Here is a 15,348-nt window from a genome sequence, read left to right as displayed (position 1 = left end):
CATGCGCGGCGCGTCCGCCGCCGCTCAGCGCACCCGCAGGTCCGGGTGCCGGGCGAAGAGTTCGGCGGCCCAGTCGACGAAGGCGCGCACCTTGGCGCTCAAGTGGCGGTTGGGTGGGTAGACCACGTAGAACGGCAGCGTGCGCCGCCGCCAGTCCGGCAACACCTGCACCAGCGCGCCGCTGGCCAGGTGCGGCGCCACGTCCAGGCGCGTGAGGCCGGCGATGCCCAGGCCGGCGCGCGCGGCGTCGGACGCCGCGTTGCTCTCGTTCACGGCGACCTGGTAGTGGCCATGGATCTCGACCACCTCGCCGTCGCGCTCGAAGTGGTGCGCGTACTGCCGCCCGGTGCGCGAGGAGAAGAAGCCGACCAGGTGGTGCTGCCCATTTTCCAGCTCCGAGGGATGCGCGGGCGTGCCGTGCCGCGCGAGGTAGGCCGGCGCGGCCACCGTCACGAAGTCCACGTTGCCGATGCGCCGCGCCACCAGCGACTGTTCCGACAGTTCGCCGCCGCGGATCACGCAGTCCACGTTGTCGGCGATCAGGTCCACCGGCCGGTCGCCGACGCCCAGGTCCAGCTGGATGTCGGGGTAGCGCGCGAAGAATTCCGGCAGCGCCGGCATCACCAGCAGCCGCGCGACCGAGGCGCCGATGTCCACGCGCAGCCTGCCGCTGGGCCGCGCCTGGGCGTTGGCCATGCCGGCCTCGATGTCGTCCAGGTCGGACAGCAGGCGCAGCACGCGCTCGTAGTAGGCGGCGCCGTCGGGCGTGACGATCACGCGGCGCGTGGTGCGGTTCAGCAGCTTCACGCGCAGGCGGGTTTCCAGGGCCTGGATCTGCTTGGTCACCGTGCCCTTGGGCAGGTCCAGCGATTCCGCCGCCCTGGTGAAGCTGCCCGCTTCGACGACGCGCGTGAACACGCGCATGGACTGGATCTGGTCCATCGGCTTTCCTCTCGGTGTTCCGTGAATCCGTCGGAAGCCGGGTGCCTGGACGGTCCGGCGCGATTCTCGGAGGGATCGAGCCGGCGATTGTGTGCGGCCGGGAAACAGTCGAGGGCCGGCAGGGGCATTTATCCGGCGGCGCGATCGCCCTACAGTCCATGGGGTGGGATCCCCCGCCTGTACCAGGAGACTTGCCATGTCCGCCCCTCTCGACCGTCCGCCCATCCCGCCGCCGCCATCGTGCCTCGCGCCCTGGCGCGAGGCCGTGGTCGAACTGCCGGGCCTGGCGCCGGTGCCGGCGCGCCTGTACGGCGAGCGCCGGTGCGGCCAGGCGGCGCCGCTGGTGGTGCATTTCCATGGCGGCGCGTTCACGGCCGGCGGGCTGGACTGCGGCGTCAAGTTCGCCAGCGTGCTGGCCGGGGCCGGCGCGGTGGTGGCGTCCATCGCCTATCCGCTGGCGCCGGCCCATCCGTTCCCGCAGGCCATCGAGGTCGGCTACGGCGTGCTGCAGTGGGCCTGGCGCCAGCGCACCCGGCTGGCCGGCGCCGGCGCGCCGGTGTTCCTGGCCGGCGAGGAGGCCGGCGGCAACCTGGCCGCGGCCACGGCGCTGATCGCGCGCGACCGCGCGCATCCGCCGCTGGCCGGGCAGATCCTGGTCTCGCCGATGCTGGACCCGTGCGTGGGCATGGCCTCGGTGCGCGCCGGCGCCTGCGCCGATGCGCAGGACAAGTGGGCCGCAGGCTGGCGCCAGTACCTGCGCTGCCCGCGGGACGCCAGCCACCCCTACGCCGTGCCGGGCGCCTCGCTGCGGCTGGCCGGCATCGCGCCCACGCTGGTGCTGACCTCGCGCGACGATCCGCTGCGCGACGAGGCCTGCGCGTTCGCCGAGCGGCTGCGTCAGGCCGGCGTGGCGGTCGAGGCCGAGGTGCTGGCGCCGGCCACCGGCTGGCCCGGCAGCCTGCTGGCCAGCGAGCCGATGGAATGCGGCTGCGCGGCGGCGGTGCGGGAGCAGCTTCGGGGCTTCTTCGCGGCGTGCGCGCCGCAGGCTGCCTAGCGCGGGTCGCGGAACTGCCGCAGCTCGATGCCGGTCTGCGTGCGGCGCACCCGGCCGTCCGGATCGAGGTAGACCCAGAACAGCTGGTTCATCGGGCCGTCGTGCCAGCGGTAGGTGAGGATGGCGCCGTCCCAGCGCGCCACGGTGCCGAGCGAGAACGGCGGGCCGAACTCGCGCTCGACGTCGGCGCGCGTCCAGCTGCCGTCGATGGGGACGCGCGCGAAGTCGCGCGTGTTCAGCACCTGGCGCGCCTGCACCACGCGGCCGGCGGCGTCGAGGTCCACCATCACCGCCTCGCGCACATTGCCCTGGAACGTGTACTGCAGCCGCTGGCCTTGCCCCAGCGGCACCACGCGCGTGGGCAGGCCCCAGCGCGCGACGACCTCCTCGCGCGCCATGCCGGGGCTCAGGCTCTCGACGGTGCCGCAAGCGGCCAGCAGCAGCGCGAACACGGCAGGCAGCAGCCGGCGCGGCGGCACGGCGGCCGGGCGGGGGGCGGACGATGGCATGGGCGCTCCTTGCGGGTGGCGCGGCGCCCGCCGGGTCTGGTGCCGCCGCGGGCCGCCGGCCGTCGCCGACTGTACGCGGCGGGCGCGCGGGACGCTAGAACACGGCCTGCATCGACAGCGTCACGTTGCGCGGCTCGCCGTACCAGTTCAGCCGCGCGACGTCGATGGTCCGGTAGTAGGTCCGGTCGAACAGGTTGCTGGCGTTCAGCGCCAGCGTGACGTTGCGCGTGGCCTGCCAGGCCACGCGGGCGTTCCAGACCGCGTAGGTGCCCTGCTCGACGCGGATCGACCCGCTGGAGTTGGTCTTGTACATCTTGGTCTGGAAGTTCACGCCGCCGCCCACGGTCCATGCCTGCAGCGTGCCCGGCAGCCGGTAGGCCGACCACAGGCGCAGCAGGTGCCTGGGCGTGAACGTGGACAGGGGCCGGCCCTCGTTGGCGCTGGGCGCGCCGCTGGCCGTGCGGTCGTGCAGGTAGCGCGTGGTGTTGAAGGTGTAGCCGGCGGCCATCTGCCAGCGCGGCGTCAGCGCGCCCGTGACTTCGGCATCCAGGCCCTGGCTGCGCACCTTGCCCTCGGCCACGTAGCAGGCGCCGGTGCCGGCGGGGTTGCCCGGGCAGGGGTCTGGATTGTTCGCATCCACCTGGGCGCGGTTCTGCTCGATCGAGTGGAACAGCGCCACCGAGCCGTTCAGCCGGCCCTGCAGCAGCGCGCCCTTGAGGCCCAGCTCCACGTTGTAGCCCCGGGCCGGCTCCAGCCGGTCGCCGCTGGCGGTGAAGCGTTCGGCCTGCGACACGAAGCTCCTCGCGTAGCTGAGGTAGCCGGTCCAGTCGGGGGCGAGGTCGTGCTCCAGCGCCGCATAGGGCGTGAAGACCCGCGTCTCCTTGTACGGCGGCGTGCTGTACGTGCCGGTCACGTTGTTCCGCAGGTCCCTCTCGAAGTAGCTCAGGCGCCCGCCGAAGGTCAGCCGCGTGGCCGCCGGCAGCGACCAGCGCAGATAGCCGTACACGCCCTTCTGCGTGCGGTCCAGCGTGGTGTTGGTCGCCGCGCGCGAGGGCGTGGTCGGCATCGCCGTGTAGTCGCGCGGGTCGTAGTGGAAGATGTCCACCGGGAAGCTGGCGTAGGCTTGGCTGGCGATGTTGCGCTCGAGCTTCTGGTAGTTGCCGCCGACGACCAGCTCGTGGCGCCGGCCCAGCGCCTCGAAGCTGCCGATCAGGTGGCCGTCGAGCACGTGCTGCTCGGAGTCCAGGCGCTGGTCGAAGGCCGAGAGCTGGAAGCCTACGCCGGTTGCCGGGTTGATCGCGCCGGAGCCCGCGCCGGTGGCCTCGGTGTTGTCCTCGCGCAGCGTCGAGACCGCCAGCTTCATGCGCCAGTCGGCGTTGAACTGGTGCTTGAGGTCCGCGAACAGCGTGGTGTTGCGGATGTCCGAGGTCGACCAGCCGCCGTTGGTGTAGCGCGAGCGCGGCAGGCGCAGGTCGGCGCCGTTGCTGTAGCGCGGCAGGCCGGTGTAGAAGGGGACGGAGTCGTTGCGCTCGTAGTTCAGGCCCAGGCCCACGGTGGTGCGCGGGCCCAGGTCGGCCTCCACGATGGCGTACAGCACCTGCTTGTCGGCCTCGGCGTAGTCGTAGAAGAACTCGCGGTTCTCGTAGGCGGCGACGATGCGGCCGCGCAGCGTGCCGCTGGCGTTCAGCGGCCGGCTCAGGTCGGCCTCGACGCGCTTGAAGTTCCAGCGGCCGGCCTCGGCCTTGGCCTGGAACTGCGGGTCGCGCGTCGGCCGCTTGCGCACCAGGTTGATCGTGCCGCCGGGCTGGCCGGCGCCGTCGAACAGGCCGGCCGGGCCGCGCAGGATCTCCACGCGGTCGAACGCGGACAGGTCGTAGCTGGTCGTGAAGCCGCTGCCGCGCACCGTGGGCACGCCGTCGAACTGCACCTGGTCGATCGGGAAGCCGCGCGCGTAGAAGCTGCGCTCGGTGCTGCTCTGGTACTCGGCGATGACGCCGGGCGCGTTCAGCAGGGCGTCGTCCACGGTGCGCATGTTCTGGTCGTCCAGCCGGTAGCGCGTGATCACGGTGACCGACTGCGGCGTTTCGCGCAGCGAGCGCGTGGCCTTGCCGATGGACACGCCGCCGGTGGTGTACGAGCCCGAATGCTCGGTCGTGGCGTCCAGGCTGCTTTCGCGCACCTGCACGGTGGGCAGCGCCTGGGCCGCGGCGGGCTGTTCGGGCGGCAGCGGCGGCGTGGGCGGATCCTGGGCCCGGGCTGCCCCCAGGCCCAGCGTGCCGGCGGCCAGCACGCCCATCGCCGTTCCCATCGCGCGCGCGATCGCGCGGCGCTCCCTCGCATGTTCGTTCATCTGCTTCTTCCTCGATGCGTTTCGGACGCGGTGCGGCGTGGCAGACGACGCCGGCCCGTGCCCGCGCATGGCCGCGCGGCGGCGGCAGGCGAGGGGTGTGGGCGGTGGAGCGATGCGGCTGCGCACGGAAGGCACCTGTGGCAGCTGTGGCTGATCGATCCGGATCGATGTGGCTGGCAGCCTGTGGCCGGCCTGGCGGCGGCCGGCCGCGATGTTACGGCAGGGCCTGCGTCACAGCTGCAGGCAGATGCCCACCAGCCCCAGCAGCACCAGGGCCAGGCCCCAGCGCTCGGCCGGGCGCAGCTTCTCGCGGAAGATGCGGCGCGAGACCAGGTAGCTGAAGAGCACCTCGACCAGGCCCAGCGTGCGCACCTCGGCCGCGGGCCGCATGGCCATGGCCGTGAACCAGCCGGTGGAGGCCAGCGCCCCCATCGCGCCGGCCAGGATGGACAGCCGCCACACACGCGCGATCGCGCGCAGCGCCTGCGCGTTGCGCGCCAGCAGCCAGCCGCCCAGCAGCAGGCTCTGCAGCAGCTGCGCCCACAGCACGCCCCAGCCGCCGAGCAGCCAGGGCGGCACGCCCGGCATGGCCAGCGCCGCGCCGCGGAAGCCGACGGCCGACAGCGCGAAGCCGGCGCCCGAGGCGATGCCGAACAGCACGGCCCGGCCGCTGCCGCCGTCGGGGCCCGCGCCACGCTGCGCCGGCAGCGACAGCAGCACCACGCCCAGCGTGGCCAGCAGCATGGCCAGCGCGGCCAGCCAGGTCGGCACTTCGTGCAGGAACAGCGTGGAGAACAGCGCCACCTGCAGCACCTCGGTCTTGGAGAAGGCCACGCCGACGATGAAGTTGCGCTGCTGCATGGCCTGCAGCAGGAAGGCCGTGGCCAGCAGCTGGGCCACGGCGCCCATGGCCACCCAGCCGAAGTAGCCGGCATGGAAGGCCGGCAGCGGCGCGGCCGGCAGCAGCTGCGCGGCCAGCACGTACAGCAGCGCGAACGGCAGGCCGTACAGGAAGCGCGCCAGCGTGGCCGCCAGCGTGCCGGCCTGGCTGGTCAGGCTGCGCTGGGCGGCGTTGCGCACGGTCTGCGCGAACGCGGCGGCCAGCGTGATCGGGATCCAGGCCCAGGCGGGCAGGGTGGCGAGGTCCATGGTGCGGCCGAGCGTAGCGCACGCGGGCGCGGCGCCGCGTCGCGTTTGGCGATGGGGGCCATCGCTTGAAAACCCCGGCCGGCGCCGCCACGTGCTAGGGTCCATGCCCACTCTGTCCCAGTTCCTGTTCGGCGCCATCGTGCTGGGGGCGCTGGCGGCCGTGCCGGGCATCGCGCTGGCGCCGTGGTGGCGGGCGCGGCGGCGCCGGGCGCTGGCCGGCCGGCCGTTCCCGGCCGCCTGGCGCCGCGTGCTGGCGCGGCAGGTGCCGATCGTGGGCCGGCTGCCGGCGCCGCTGCAGCGGGAGCTGGAGCGCCGCATGCAGGTGTTCATCGCCGAGAAGCCCTTCGTCGGCTGCCGCGGCCTGGTGGTCACCGAGGCGATGCGCGTGGTCGTGGCGGCGCAGGCCTGCCTGCTGCTGCTGGGGCGGCCGCACTGGCACCACGCCGGGCTGCGCCAGGTGCTGCTGTATCCCGGCGCGTTCCTGGTCGACCGGGTGCACGCGGAACCGGGCGGCGTGCGCCGCGGCGAGCGCCAGGCGCTGGCCGGCGAGTCGTGGTCGCAGGGGCAGGTGGTGCTGTCCTGGGACGACGTGCTGGCCGGTGCGGCCGACCCGGCGGACGGACGCAACGTGGTGCTGCACGAGTTCGCGCACCAGCTCGACCAGGCCGACGGCCGCTCCAACGGCGCGCCGCCGCTGCCGCGCGGCATGGACGGGCGGCGCTGGGCGCGGGTGCTGCAGCAGGCCTTCGACGCCCTGCGCGCGCAGCTCGGGCGCGGCGAGGCCGCGCCGCTGGACCCGTACGCCGCCACCAGTCCGGCCGAGTTCTTCGCCGTCGCCACCGAGGCCTTCTTCGAGCAGGGGCCGCGGATGGCCGCGGCGCAGCCGGCGCTGTACGCCGAGCTGGCGGCGTTCTACGGCGTCGATCCGGCCAGCTGGTGACCTTCGGCCGGCGGCGCAGCGGCCGGCTCGTCCTGCTGCAGCGCCCACATGCGCGCATAGCGCCCGCCCAGCGCCAGCAGCTGCGCATGCGTGCCGCGCTCGGCGATGCGGCCGGCTTCCATGACCAGGATCTCGTGCGCGTCGACCACGGTGGACAGCCGGTGCGCGATGACCAGCGTGGTGCGCCCGCGCGCCACGGACTGCAGCTCGGCCTGGATCGCGCGCTCGTTGGCCGAGTCCAGCGCCGAGGTGGCCTCGTCCAGCACCAGGATCGGCGGGTCCTTCAGCAGCGTGCGGGCGATCGCCACGCGCTGCTTCTCGCCGCCGGAGAGCTTGAGCCCGCGCTCGCCGACCATGGTGGCGTAGCCCTGCGGCAGCGCCGCGACGAAGCCGTGGACGTGGGCCGCGCGCGCGGCGGCCTCGATCTCGGCCTGCGTGGCGCCGGGCCGGCCGTAGCCGATGTTGTAGGCGATGGTGTCGTTGAACAGCACCGTGTCCTGCGGCACGATGCCGATGGCCTGGCGCACGCTGGCCTGCGTGACGGCGCGCACGTCCTGCCCGCCGATGCCGATGTGCCCGGCCTGCACGTCGTAGAAGCGGAACAGCAGCCGCGCCAGCGTGCTCTTGCCCGAGCCGGAGGGGCCGACCACGGCCACCGTCCGGCCCTGCGGGATCTCGAAGCACACGCCGCGCAGGATCGGCCGGTTCGGCTCGTAGGCGAAGTCCACGCCGTCGAAGCGCACGGCGCAGCCGCGCGCGGTGTCCAGCGGCGGCGCGCCGGGGGCGTCGGCCACCTCGCGCTCGCGCTCCATCAGCGCGAACATGCGGTCCAGGTCCGTCAGGTTCTGCTTGATCTCGCGGTAGATCACGCCCAGGAAGTTCAGCGGGACGTACAGCTGGATCATGAAGGCGTTGACCATGACCAGGTCCCCGAGCGTCATGCGCCCTTCCGCCACGCCCAGCGTGGCGCGCCACAGCATCGCCACCAGCGCCACGGCGATGATCAGCTGCTGGCCGCCGTTCAGCAGCGACAGCGTGCTCTGGCTCTTCAGCCGCGCGCGGCGCAGCCGCTGCAGGCTCTCGTCGTAGCGCTGCGCCTCGTAGGCCTCGTTGCCGAAGTACTTGACGGTCTCGTAGTTCAGCAGCGCGTCGATGGCGCGCGTGTGGGCGGTGGAGTCGAATTCGTTGACCTGGCGGCGGAACTGCGTGCGCCATTCCGTCACCACCACGGTGAACACGATGTACAGCGCCAGCGCCGCCGCCGTGATCCAGGCGAACCAGGCGTCGAAGCGCAGGGCCAGGATGCCCAGCACCAGCGCCACTTCGACCAGGGTGGGCGCGATGCTGTAGAGCGAGTACGAGATCAGCGACTCCACGCCGCGCACGCCGCGCTCGATGTCGCGCGTCATGCCGCCGGTCTGGCGCTCCAGGTGGAAGCGCAGCGACAGCGCGTGCAGGTGCGTGAAGGTCTGCAGCGCGATCGCGCGCGCGGCGCCCTGCGTGGCCTTGGCGAACACCAGGTCGCGCAGCTCGGTGCACAGCGAGGTGGACAGCCGTAGCAGCCCGTAGGCCAGCAGCAGGCCGGTCGGCACGACCAGCAGCGCGGCCGGGTCGCCGGGCTGGAGCGTCATCGCGTCGACGAGCCGCTTGAGCAGCACCGGCACGCCCACGTTGGCCAGCTTGGCGCCGACCATGAAGGCCAGCGCGAAGCCCACGCGCCACTTGTACTGCCACAGGTAGGGCAGCAGCCGGCGCAGCGTGGCCCCGTCCGAGCGGGCGGTGGGGCCGGGGCTGGCGGCAGGCAGGGAGGCGGGTGGCATGGCAGACAATCGCGGCCGTCTTCTGGTTTTCGTTCTTCGGAGATTGTCCCGGATGTCCCACGATGCAAGCCCCCCGATCCAGCTCCAGCCGCCGGCCGAGCTTCCCTCCGGCATGGAGCTGGTGCTCAAGGTCATTCCCATGCCGGCGGACTGCAACCCCAACGGCGACATCTTCGGCGGCTGGGTCATGGCCCAGGTCGACCTGGCCGGCTCCGTGCTGCCGGCGCGGCTGATCGCCGGCAAGTTCGCCACCGTCGCGGTCAGGGAATTCGTCTTCAAGCAGCCGGTGCGGGTGGGCGACCTGCTGTCGTTCTACGCCGCCGTCCAGAGCGTGGGCACCACCTCGATCACGGTGGAGGTCGGGGTCTACGCCGAGCGCCGCACGGAGACGCGCTACGTGAAGGTGACCGAGGCGACGCTGACCTACGTGGCCATCGGCGACGACGGCCGGCCGCGGCCGATCGCGGTGCAGGAGGCGCGGGCCGCGTCCGCCGGTCCGTCCGCACGGTCGTAGCCGCTACGGGGAGACACACCATGAGCATCTACGACCAGCACCTGGACAAGACCCCCGCCAACTTCGTCGCGCTGTCGCCCGTGAGCTTCCTCGCGCGCACGGCCGAGGTGTTCGGCGACCTGCCGGCGGTGGTGCACGGCGCGCGCCGCTATACCTGGGCCGCGGTGCACGAGCGCGCGCGCCGGCTGGCCGCGGCCCTGCGCGCGGCCGGCGTCGGCCGCGGCGGCACCGTCAGCGTGATGCTGCCCAACACGCCCGAGATGGTGGAGGCGCACTACGCCGTGCCGGGCCTGAACGCGGTGCTGAACACGCTGAACACCCGGCTCGACGCCGAGCTGCTGGCCTGGCAGATGAACCACTGCGAGACCCGGGTGCTGATCACCGACTGCGAGTTCGCACCCGTGATGGCCAAGGCGCTGGCGCTGCAGCAGCAGCAGTTCGGCCGCACGCCGCTGGTCGTCGACGTGGCCGACAGCGAATACGCGGGCGAGCACCGGCGCCTGGGCGCGCACGAATACGAGCACTGGCTCGCCGCCCATGCGCCGCTGCAGCAACTGCAGGGGCCGCAGGACGAGTGGGACGCCATCGCCATCAGCTACACCAGCGGCACCACGGGCGACCCCAAGGGCGTGGTCACGCACCACCGCGGCGCCTACCTGAACGCCGTGGGCAACGTGGTCACCTGGACCATGCCGCAGTTCCCGCGCTACCTGTGGACGCTGCCGATGTTCCACTGCAACGGCTGGTGCTTCCCGTGGACCGTGGCGCTGCAGGCCGGCGTGCACGTGTGCCTGCGCCGCGTGGAGGCGCCGGCCATCCTGGCGGCCATGCGCGAGCACGGCGTCACGCACTACTGCGCCGCGCCCATCGTGCACAGCCTGATCGTCGGCGCCGACCCGGCGCTGCGCGAAGGCGTGGCCGGCGTGCGCGGCATGGTGGCCGGCGCGGCGCCGCCGGCCGCGATGATCGAAGGCATGGCGAAGATCGGCTTCGACATCACCCACGTCTACGGCCTGACCGAGGTCTACGGCCCGGCCAGCGTGGCCGCCAAGCGCGCCAGCTGGGCCGGCGAGGACCTGGCCGAGCAGACCCGGCTGAACGGCCGCCAGGGCGTGCGCTACGCGCTGCAGGAGGGCATGACCGTGCTCGACCCCGAGACGCTGGCCGAGGTGCCGGCCGACGGCGAGACCATGGGCGAGATCATGTTCCGCGGCAACGTGGTCATGAAGGGCTACCTGAAGAACCCGGCCGCGACCGGCAAGGCCTTCGAGGGCGGCTGGTTCCACACCGGCGACCTGGCCGTGCTGGAGCCCGACCGCTACGCCCGGATCAAGGACCGCAGCAAGGACATCATCATCAGCGGCGGCGAGAACATCAGCTCGATCGAGGTCGAGGACGTGCTGTACCGCCACCCGGCCGTCGCGGCCTGCGCGGTGGTCGCCAAGCCCGACGCCCGGTGGGGCGAGACGCCGGTGGCCTACGTCGAGGCCCGGCCCGGCGCGCAGGTCACGGCCGAGGAACTGGTGGCCCACTGCAAGGCGCACCTGGCCGGCTACAAGGTGCCGCGCGACGTGCGCTTCGAGCCGATCCCGAAGACCGCCACCGGCAAGATCCAGAAGTTCGAGCTGCGCCAGCGGGCCAAGGGCGGCTAGGCGTCATGCGCGGCGGTCCGTGCGTTCCATCCGGATCGCATCGAACGGGCAGCACACATGGCACAGCGCGCAGCCGGTGCAGCCGGCGGCCTCGTGCAGCGTCGCGCATTTGCGGCCCCAGCGCCCGCCGCCCGGCACCTGCAGCGACAGCACGTGCGGCGGGCAGGCGCCCACGCAGCGGCCGCAGCCGGTGCAGCGGGCCGGGTCGATCGCGGGCAGGGCCTTGGGGGCGGCAGGCATGCACGGCATTGTGCGGCGGTGGCAGACTGCGCGCCGCAACGGAGACTCCACCATGACCGACGACACCCCCGCCCCGCTGGTGCTGCGCCGCCAGGACGCGCACGGCGTGCGCACGCTGACGCTGAACCGGCCCGATGCCTTCAACGCGCTGAGCGAGGCCATGCTGGCCGCGCTGCAGGCCGAACTGGACGACGCGGCGCGCGACGCCTCGCTACGCGTGCTGGTGGTCGCCGCGGCCGGCCGCGCCTTCTGCGCCGGGCACGACCTGAAGGAAATGCGGGCCGAGCCCTCGCTCGCCTACTACCAGGGCCTGTTCGCGCGGTGCACGAAGCTGATGCTGGCGATCCGGCAGCTGCCGGTGCCGGTGATCGCGCAGGTGCAGGGCATCGCCACCGCGGCCGGCTGCCAGCTGGTCGCGATGTGCGACCTGGCCGTGGCCGCCAGCGACGCGCGCTTCGCCGTCAGCGGCATCAACGTCGGCCTGTTCTGCGCGACGCCCGGCGTGGCGCTGTCGCGCAACCTGCCGTGCAAGGCCGCGTTCGAGATGCTGGTCACGGGTGGCTTCATCGGTGCCGAGGAGGCGCGCGAGAAAGGCCTGGTCAACCGCGTCGCCGCGCCCGATGCGCTGGCCGGCGCCGTGGCCGAGCTGGCCGCCGGCATCGTCGCCAAGCCGCGCGCGGCGCTGGCCATGGGCAAGGCGCTGTTCTACCGCCAGCTGGAAGTCGGCATCGCCGCCGCCTACCAGGATGCCGGCCAGACCATGGCCTGCAACATGATGGAGCCGTCCGCGCTGGAAGGCGTGCAGGCCTTCATCGACAAGCGCCGGCCCGCCTGGTAGCCCGCGGCGCGCGGCTATGCTTCGCCGCATGGAAGAACGGAACGAGACCCCCTTGCTCGGGCGCGAATGGAGCGCCCTGCACCACGACTGCGAGCGCGGCGAGGCCAGCGCGCTGTGGATCAAGCTGGCCGCGGTGGCGGTCGCCGTCGTCGCGGTGGCGCTCGGCTTCGACGCGGTGCTGACGATGGCGCTGGTCCTGGTGCTGTGGGTGCAGGAAGGCATCGTGCGCACCGGGCAGTCGCGGCTGGTCGCCCGGCTGCTGCGCGTGGAGGCGCTGCTGCGCGAACCGGCGGCCGGCGCCGGCCAAGGCTGCCAGCTGTACTCGGAATGGCAGGCCGGCCGGCCCGGCATCGTGGGGCTGCTGGGCGAGTACCTGGCGCACGCGGCGCGGCCCACGGTGGCGTTTCCCTACGTCGTGCTGATGCTGCTGCTGTGGGCGGTGACGGCGATCGAGTGACGCCGTCCCGCCGGTCCGCGCCGCGTGCGGGCAGCGTTCCATAATGCGGCGATGGAGACCAAATGGCTCGAGGATTTCGTCAGCTTGGCCGAGACGCGCAGCTTCAGCCGCTCGGCCCAGCTGCGGCACGTGACGCAGCCGGCGTTCTCGCGCCGCATCCAGGCGCTGGAGGCCTGGGCCGGCACCGACCTGGTGGACCGCAGCTCCTATCCCACGCGGCTCACGCCGGCCGGTGAGACGCTCTACGCCCAGTCGCTGGAGGTGCTGCAGGCGCTGCAGAGCACGCGCGCCATGCTGCGCGGCCACAACTCGGCCGGGCAGGACGTGGTGGAGTTCGCCGTGCCGCACACGCTGGCGTTCACCTTCTTTCCGGCCTGGGTCACCCGCCTGCGCGAGCAGTTCGGCCCGCTCAAGAGCCGGCTGATCGCGCTGAACGTGCACGACGCCGTGATGCGCCTGGTCGAGGGCAGCTGCGACCTGCTGATCGTCTACCACCACAGTTCGCAGCCGTTCCCGCTCGCGGCCGACCGCTACGAGATGGTGAGCCTGGGCCGGGAGGTCATGGCGCCCTACGTCAAGGCCGACGACGAGGGCGCGCCGCTCTACCAGCTGCCGGGCCGCCCCGGCCAGCTGCTGCCCTACCTGGGCTACGCGCCCGGCGCCTACATGGGGCAGATGGTCGACCAGATGCTCAAGCAGTCGCCCACGCCGATCCACCTCGACCGGGTGTACGAGACCGACATGGCCGAAGGCCTGAAGGCCATGGCGCTCGAAGGCCACGGCATCGCCTTTCTGCCCTACAGCGCGGTCAAGAAGGACGTGCGCGCGCGCCGGCTGGTCAGCGCCGTGCCGGCCGGCATGCCGGGCCTGGAGATGACGCTGGACGTGCGCGCCTACCGCGAGAAGCCCGGCGCCCATGGCGCGCCCAAGCGCTCGGCGCAGGCACTGTGGGCTTATCTCACGGAAGTGGGGCGCAGCTGAAGCCGTCCGCACCGTATCGGCCCGCATTGGCATGCAAGCTGCTTCGTCGCACGCCACATGCACCTGCGTGGGGCATGCGGGTATTTCCGCTGCATGCCATTCCCCGGATTAAGGTCTGATTTCCTTTCGTTTTTTTAGGAGAGATTGAATGAAGAAGCACATCCTCGCGTTCGTGTGTGCCGCGCTCGCGGCCGGCGGAGCCGCCGCGCAGGGCACGGACACGCTGGCGAAGATCAAGGAGCGCGGTGCGGTCAACCTCGGCGTGCGTGATTCGTCTGGCCTGGCCTACACGCTGGGCGGCGGCAAGTACGTCGGCTTCCACACCGAAATGGCCGAGAACATCATCAAGGACCTGAGCAAGGATGTCGGCAAGCCGCTGACGATCAACTACCAGGTGATCACCTCGCAGAACCGCGTGCCCCTGGTGCAGAACGGCACCATCGACTTCGAGTGCGGCTCGACCACCAACAACACGGCCCGCCAGAAGGACGTCGACTTCGCCTACACCACCTACGTGGAAGAGATTCGCATCCTGACCAAGAAGAACTCGGGCATCAACGGCATCGCCGACCTGAAGGGCAAGACCGTGGCGACCACCACTGGCACGACGACGGTGCAAACCCTGCGCAAGAACAAGCGCGCCGAAGGCATCGACTTCAAGGAAGTTATGGGCAAGGACCACGCCGACAGCTTCCTGCTGCTCGAGTCGGGCCGCGCCGATGCCTTCGTGATGGACGGCTCCATCCTGGCCGCCAACGCCGCCAAGTCCAAGAACCCCGGCGACTTCCACATGGTCGGCGAAGTGCTCTCGGTCGAGCCCATCGCCTGCATGCTGCCCAAGGGCGACGCCAAGCTGAAGAAGGCCATCGACGACAGCATCGTGCGCCAGATCAAGGATGGTTCGCTGGCCAAGCTGTACGACAAATGGTTCACACAGCCCATCCCGCCGAACAACGTCAACCTGAACATGCCCGCGTCGGAAGGCACCAAGGCGGCCTGGGCCAACCCCAACGACAAGCCCATGGAGGCCTACGCTCCCAAGTAAGACGGCGTCTGACCTGAAAAGCCAAGCCCGCGCGGCGCTTCTGCCGACGCGGGCTTTTCGATGAACGGGCGCGGGCCCCGACCCGCGAAGGAGGATAGATGCTGAACCTGGACATGTCGGTCTTCTGCCAGGACACGCTCACCAACGAAGTGGTCGCCAGCTGCTTCGCACGCGGGTCTGACCAGACCTATCTGCAATGGATGCTCAACGCTTGGGGCTGGACCGTGGGCGTGGCGCTCACGGCCCTGTTCGTGGCGCTGGTGGTCGGCTCGATCGTCGGTACGCTGCGCACGCTGCCGGACAGCCCCTGGCTGGTGCGCTTCGGTAATGCCTGGGTGGAACTCTTTCGCAACATCCCCTTGCTGGTCCAGGTGTTCATCTGGTACTTCGTGCTGCCCAAGATGATTCCGCCGATGCGCGAGCTGCCGCCCTTCGTGCTGGTGGTGTGCGCGCTGGGCTTCTTCACGTCCGCGCGGATCGCCGAGCAGTTGCGCTCGGGCATCCAGGCGCTGCCGCGCGGCCAGCGCTACGCGGGCATGGCCGTGGGCTTCACGACGCCGCAGTACTACCGCTTCGTGCTGTTGCCCATGGCCTACCGGATCATCATGCCGCCGTTGACCAGCGAGTCCATGAACATCTTCAAGAACTCGTCGGTGGCCTTCGCGGTGTCGATCCCCGAGCTCACGCAGTTCTACCTGCAGGCCGGCGAGGAAACCTCGGCCCAGATCCCGATCTACATCGGCGTCGTGATCCTCTACGTCATCAGCGCCATGCTGGTCAACCGCATCATGACCTTCATCGAGCGCAAGCTCCGTGTGCCGGGCTTCGTCGCGGCCGGCGGTACGGGAGGCCACTGA

General features: G+C 71.7%; 15 protein-coding genes. 9 read left to right on the top strand and 6 right to left on the bottom strand.

Going from position 1 to position 15,348, the window contains the following annotated elements:
• Positions 1-24: 24 nt before the first annotated feature.
• Complete coding sequence (locus QM782_RS05710; protein WP_415201949.1) at positions 25-942, bottom strand: LysR family transcriptional regulator; 918 nt, start codon at positions 940-942, stop codon at positions 25-27.
• A 196-nt stretch (positions 943-1,138) separates the two neighbouring features.
• Between QM782_RS05710 and QM782_RS05705 the strand changes: the two genes are divergently transcribed.
• On the top strand, positions 1,139-1,996 hold the full coding sequence (locus QM782_RS05705) for an alpha/beta hydrolase (protein ID WP_415201948.1): 858 nt from the start codon (positions 1,139-1,141) through the stop codon (positions 1,994-1,996).
• Here the strand turns inward: QM782_RS05705 and QM782_RS05700 are convergent.
• The 3 genes from QM782_RS05700 to QM782_RS05690 form a co-directional block, all read right to left on the bottom strand.
• The gene (locus QM782_RS05700) at positions 1,993-2,505 is read right to left on the bottom strand and encodes a hypothetical protein (protein WP_415201947.1); all 513 of its coding nucleotides are present in this window, start codon (positions 2,503-2,505) and stop codon (positions 1,993-1,995) included. The two genes, QM782_RS05705 and QM782_RS05700, sit on opposite strands and share 4 nt — an antisense overlap.
• A gap of 94 nt (positions 2,506-2,599) precedes the next feature.
• Positions 2,600-4,855 (bottom strand): TonB-dependent siderophore receptor, encoded by a 2,256-nt coding sequence (locus QM782_RS05695; RefSeq protein WP_415201946.1) that lies wholly within the window; start codon positions 4,853-4,855, stop codon positions 2,600-2,602.
• A gap of 231 nt (positions 4,856-5,086) precedes the next feature.
• Positions 5,087-6,004: an EamA/RhaT family transporter gene (locus QM782_RS05690; protein ID WP_415201945.1), complete on the bottom strand. Its 918-nt coding sequence runs from the start codon at positions 6,002-6,004 to the stop codon at positions 5,087-5,089.
• A 103-nt stretch (positions 6,005-6,107) separates the two neighbouring features.
• On the opposite strand from QM782_RS05690, the gene QM782_RS05685 reads away from it, so the two are divergent.
• Entirely contained in the window at positions 6,108-6,944 is an 837-nt protein-coding gene (locus tag QM782_RS05685; RefSeq protein ID WP_415201944.1) for a zinc-dependent peptidase, read from the top strand.
• On the opposite strand, the gene QM782_RS05680 is transcribed toward QM782_RS05685, so the two are convergent.
• Positions 6,917-8,764, bottom strand: a complete 1,848-nt coding sequence (locus QM782_RS05680) for an ABCB family ABC transporter ATP-binding protein/permease (RefSeq protein WP_415201943.1) — start codon at positions 8,762-8,764, stop codon at positions 6,917-6,919. The genes QM782_RS05685 and QM782_RS05680 overlap by 28 nt on opposite strands.
• Positions 8,765-8,816: 52 nt before the next feature.
• Between QM782_RS05680 and QM782_RS05675 the strand changes: the two genes are divergently transcribed.
• Positions 8,817-9,278, top strand: coding sequence for an acyl-CoA thioesterase (locus tag QM782_RS05675; RefSeq protein WP_415201942.1), 462 nt, complete (start codon positions 8,817-8,819; stop codon positions 9,276-9,278).
• Positions 9,279-9,298: 20 nt separating this feature from the next.
• A complete protein-coding gene (locus QM782_RS05670; protein WP_415201941.1) occupies positions 9,299-10,930 on the top strand; it encodes an acyl-CoA synthetase in 1,632 nt (543 codons plus the stop codon).
• A gap of 3 nt (positions 10,931-10,933) precedes the next feature.
• Here QM782_RS05670 and QM782_RS05665 read toward each other — a convergent pair whose 3' ends face one another.
• Complete coding sequence (locus tag QM782_RS05665; protein ID WP_415201940.1) at positions 10,934-11,170, bottom strand: ATP-binding protein; 237 nt, start codon at positions 11,168-11,170, stop codon at positions 10,934-10,936.
• 52 nt (positions 11,171-11,222) lie between these two features.
• Here QM782_RS05665 and QM782_RS05660 point away from each other — a divergent pair, with 52 nt between their 5' ends.
• From QM782_RS05660 to QM782_RS05640, 5 genes are all read left to right on the top strand, one after another.
• Positions 11,223-12,008: an enoyl-CoA hydratase gene (locus QM782_RS05660; RefSeq protein ID WP_415201939.1), complete on the top strand. Its 786-nt coding sequence runs from the start codon at positions 11,223-11,225 to the stop codon at positions 12,006-12,008.
• Positions 12,009-12,036: 28 nt separating this feature from the next.
• Positions 12,037-12,465 carry a hypothetical protein gene (locus QM782_RS05655; protein WP_415201938.1) on the top strand — a complete coding sequence of 143 codons (429 nt, stop codon included), beginning with the start codon at positions 12,037-12,039 and terminating at the stop codon, positions 12,463-12,465.
• A gap of 51 nt (positions 12,466-12,516) precedes the next feature.
• Positions 12,517-13,446, top strand: a complete 930-nt coding sequence (locus QM782_RS05650) for a LysR substrate-binding domain-containing protein (protein ID WP_415201937.1) — start codon at positions 12,517-12,519, stop codon at positions 13,444-13,446.
• A gap of 148 nt (positions 13,447-13,594) precedes the next feature.
• Positions 13,595-14,491: a transporter substrate-binding domain-containing protein gene (locus tag QM782_RS05645; RefSeq protein WP_415201936.1), complete on the top strand. Its 897-nt coding sequence runs from the start codon at positions 13,595-13,597 to the stop codon at positions 14,489-14,491.
• A 98-nt stretch (positions 14,492-14,589) separates the two neighbouring features.
• Complete coding sequence (locus QM782_RS05640) at positions 14,590-15,348, top strand: amino acid ABC transporter permease (RefSeq protein ID WP_415201935.1); 759 nt, start codon at positions 14,590-14,592, stop codon at positions 15,346-15,348.

It is taken from the genome of Pseudorhodoferax sp., assembly GCF_047601025.1.
In the GTDB taxonomy this organism is placed as follows: Bacteria; Pseudomonadota; Gammaproteobacteria; order Burkholderiales; family Burkholderiaceae_C; genus Pseudorhodoferax.
The sequence above is the reverse complement of the archived record's forward strand: the minus strand, read 5'-3'. Positions and strand labels throughout refer to the sequence as shown.

Excerpts from the sequence above, each read along its gene's own strand:
- QM782_RS05710 (WP_415201949.1), bottom strand. The coding sequence starts at position 942 with ATGGACCAGATCCAGTCCATGCGCGTGTTCACGCGCGTCGTCGAAGCG.
- QM782_RS05705 (WP_415201948.1), top strand. The coding sequence starts at position 1,139 with ATGTCCGCCCCTCTCGACCGTCCGCCCATCCCGCCGCCGCCATCGTGC.
- QM782_RS05700 (WP_415201947.1), bottom strand. The coding sequence starts at position 2,505 with ATGCCATCGTCCGCCCCCCGCCCGGCCGCCGTGCCGCCGCGCCGGCTG.
- QM782_RS05695 (WP_415201946.1), bottom strand. The coding sequence starts at position 4,855 with ATGAACGAACATGCGAGGGAGCGCCGCGCGATCGCGCGCGCGATGGGA.
- QM782_RS05690 (WP_415201945.1), bottom strand. The coding sequence starts at position 6,004 with ATGGACCTCGCCACCCTGCCCGCCTGGGCCTGGATCCCGATCACGCTG.
- QM782_RS05685 (WP_415201944.1), top strand. The coding sequence starts at position 6,108 with ATGCCCACTCTGTCCCAGTTCCTGTTCGGCGCCATCGTGCTGGGGGCG.
- QM782_RS05680 (WP_415201943.1), bottom strand. The coding sequence starts at position 8,764 with ATGCCACCCGCCTCCCTGCCTGCCGCCAGCCCCGGCCCCACCGCCCGC.
- QM782_RS05675 (WP_415201942.1), top strand. The coding sequence starts at position 8,817 with ATGTCCCACGATGCAAGCCCCCCGATCCAGCTCCAGCCGCCGGCCGAG.
- QM782_RS05670 (WP_415201941.1), top strand. The coding sequence starts at position 9,299 with ATGAGCATCTACGACCAGCACCTGGACAAGACCCCCGCCAACTTCGTC.
- QM782_RS05665 (WP_415201940.1), bottom strand. The coding sequence starts at position 11,170 with ATGCCTGCCGCCCCCAAGGCCCTGCCCGCGATCGACCCGGCCCGCTGC.
- QM782_RS05660 (WP_415201939.1), top strand. The coding sequence starts at position 11,223 with ATGACCGACGACACCCCCGCCCCGCTGGTGCTGCGCCGCCAGGACGCG.
- QM782_RS05655 (WP_415201938.1), top strand. The coding sequence starts at position 12,037 with ATGGAAGAACGGAACGAGACCCCCTTGCTCGGGCGCGAATGGAGCGCC.
- QM782_RS05650 (WP_415201937.1), top strand. The coding sequence starts at position 12,517 with ATGGAGACCAAATGGCTCGAGGATTTCGTCAGCTTGGCCGAGACGCGC.
- QM782_RS05645 (WP_415201936.1), top strand. The coding sequence starts at position 13,595 with ATGAAGAAGCACATCCTCGCGTTCGTGTGTGCCGCGCTCGCGGCCGGC.
- QM782_RS05640 (WP_415201935.1), top strand. The coding sequence starts at position 14,590 with ATGCTGAACCTGGACATGTCGGTCTTCTGCCAGGACACGCTCACCAAC.